The 2228-nt window shown below is 36.5% G+C and carries 3 protein-coding genes; 1 reads left to right on the forward strand and 2 read right to left on the reverse strand.

Features of this window, described 5'->3' with window-relative positions:
* Window positions 1-284 precede the first annotated feature (284 nt).
* Window positions 285-581 (reverse strand): type II toxin-antitoxin system RelE/ParE family toxin, encoded by a 297-nt coding sequence (locus VB711_RS15155; protein WP_168491952.1) that lies wholly within the window; start codon window positions 579-581, stop codon window positions 285-287.
* Window positions 582-588: 7 nt separating this feature from the next.
* Window positions 589-804 carry an addiction module protein gene (locus VB711_RS15160; protein WP_323286957.1) on the reverse strand — a complete coding sequence of 72 codons (216 nt, stop codon included), beginning with the start codon at window positions 802-804 and terminating at the stop codon, window positions 589-591.
* A 451-nt stretch (window positions 805-1255) separates the two neighbouring features.
* Here VB711_RS15160 and VB711_RS15165 point away from each other — a divergent pair, with 451 nt between their 5' ends.
* Entirely contained in the window at window positions 1256-1849 is a 594-nt protein-coding gene (locus VB711_RS15165) for a Uma2 family endonuclease (protein WP_323286958.1), read from the forward strand.
* Window positions 1850-2228 lie beyond the last annotated feature (379 nt).

The following is a 2228-nucleotide window of genomic DNA, read 5'->3' on the forward strand; positions in this document are numbered from 1 at the left end:
GTACATTATCTCACTCAACTATTGCTAGGGATTACTAGAGCGATAGCGAAGCGCTGCTGCAAGCAGTTCGCATCTGAAAACCTTACCCTGTATCTGTTTACGTTATCTCACTCAAGCATTACTAGGGATTATTAGAGCGATAGCGAAGAGCTGCTGCAAGAAGTTCGCACCTGAAAACCTTACCCTGTATATGTTTACGTTATCTCACTCAAGTATTGCTAGGGATTAATGGGGCGATCCGCAGTCCAAAAAACCTGTGAGCGAATTATCACCTGAATTAAATCTTATAAACGCCTTTCCCATTGTTGCGGATCACGCTTAACATGAAAACAACCAATAATAGAAATTGTTTCATCTATAATAATATAAAGTAATCCATAGGGAAACTTGCGAATTAACTTTTTTCTAACCTGTTCGTGAACAATTGGACAAGCAAAAGGATTACGTTGAATAGTTGAAAAACTAGCATCAACAACACGAATAAATTCAGAACCTAATCCAACAGTATGCTGTTCATACCAATTATAGGCATCCTCTAAATCAAGTTCTGCTTCTGGTGTAATGAAAATTTTGTAAGTCATATATTAACTAACGATTAAATTTTTGTTTCACTTCCTCCCAGCTAAAGACTTGATGAGGATTTTGATAATAAAGTTCTAAACGTCTCTCCAATTCCTTTTTTTGAGCATCACTAATAGTTACATTATCAGCATCTACAGTGATACTATCCCAAATATCTTGGACTAATTGGATTCTTTCCGCAATAGTTAATTGTAAAATGTTTTGAGGTAGTAAGTTCTCCATAAATCTTCCCATTTGAGTAGACAATACTTTTATTTTAACTCATCATTAGCAACTAGGCAGGGGAAACGCAAAATTTAATGATACTCAGCATACAACATAACCCACCATTAATAATACTAAATTAGAACCCAAAAACCCTGTATCTGTTCACATTATCTCACTCAAACTTACTAGGGATTACTGTGGCGATGATAGCGATGCCTCCAGCGATCTTTACAGCGATGTGTACGGCGTGTAGGTATCGCAGCGATGATTACGGACAGGGGAGCGATGCCTTCGGCGATGTGTATGGCGATTCTTACAGCGATGCCTTCGGCGAGCGTAGCTATCGCGTAAATAAGAGAATACAATAGAACCATGACAGATACACCTGGAAACATTCACCTCACCTGAGAATTATCACCCGACCATGAGTTATAATCAAGATTAAAGTCATAACCATAAAATTACTATGACTATCCAAACCTTAGACAAAACCACCACAATTTCCGAACAGCGATTTCTTCTACCTAGTTATTACACCTGGGAGGAATTTGAAACAATAGAAACCTTAACCGCAGATCCAGGACGTTTGCGGATAACTTATCTTGATGGGTGCATCGAATTTATGACACTTGGTGAACAACACGAAACTATTAGAAGTGTAATTGCTATATTCTTAGCATTATACTTTTTTGAAAAAGGTATAAACTTCATCCCAGTAGGTAGTGCTACTCGTCGCGCAAAAGAAAAAAGTGCTTCCTTTGAACCTGATGAATCTTATTATATAGGAGAAAAAAAGGAAAATCCAGATTTAGCAATTGAGGTTAATATTACCAGTGGTAGTATTGATAAACTAGAAAAATACAAAAGATTTAATATTACCGAAGTTTGGTTTTGGGAAAATAATCAATTATCTCTCTATCATCTCAAAAATGATAATTATGAGCAAATTAATCAAAGTAAATTATTGCCAGATTTAGATATAGATTTGTTAGTAAATTGTGTTTTAATGCCTTCCATTATTGATGCAAGAACAGAATTTATAAAAGGTATTAAAAAGTAGTATTTTGTAGGTTGGGTTTCCTTGCGTCAACCCAACAATACCCACATTAATAACGCACTTATTACAACCCAAAAACCCTGTATCTGTTCACATCATCTCACCCAACTATCACGAGCGATGTGTACGGCGTTGCGCTGTCTGTAAGTATCGCAGCGATGCTTACGGCCAGGGGAGCGATGCGTTCGGCGAGCGTAGCTATCGTGTAAATAAGAGAATACAATAAAACCATCACAGATACACCTGGAAATATTAATCTTACCTGAGAATTATCACCATCAAACTTCCTACCCTACCATTACTGCGTAGTTTATAATAGAATCATGCCGAAAAAATTTACTCAATTAAGGAGTTAATAATGGTAATAAAAATTGCAGAAATA

It is taken from the genome of Cronbergia sp. UHCC 0137 (assembly GCF_034932285.1).
In the GTDB taxonomy this organism is placed as follows: Bacteria; Cyanobacteriota; Cyanobacteriia; order Cyanobacteriales; family Nostocaceae; genus Cronbergia.